Source organism: Chryseobacterium sp. SIMBA_038, assembly GCF_046535115.1.
Classification (GTDB): domain Bacteria; phylum Bacteroidota; class Bacteroidia; order Flavobacteriales; family Weeksellaceae; genus Chryseobacterium.
In genome coordinates, this window is sequence record NZ_JAWRXH010000140.1 from 1 (window position 1) to 276 (window position 276).

General features: G+C 63.4%; 1 protein-coding gene. It reads left to right on the plus strand.

The features are described from left to right. On the plus strand, nucleotides 1-276 hold a 276-nt coding region (locus SB689_RS23025), incomplete at both ends, for a hypothetical protein (RefSeq protein ID WP_410694385.1).

Below are 276 nucleotides of genomic sequence, written 5' to 3' on the forward strand. Positions count from 1 at the left end.
GGAATGGGATATCTCCGACTATCGTCAGACGAGCAATGGGCGGGCGAACGCCTGCAAGGCTTTCCGGTTCGCTGGCGCGCCAGGATCGACCAACAGTGGCGCGAGCGTCACGCAGCTCGCAATATCGATGCGCGCCGCACTGCGAATCTGTTCCTGCTCGATATCACGTCTCGCCTCAACGCGCTAAAGCTACCGCTCAACGCCGACGATGCGACGATCCGCGAAGCGGCCGCACGGAAGGCGGCGGAATGCCTCGGGCTTGCCCCGGATTACCAG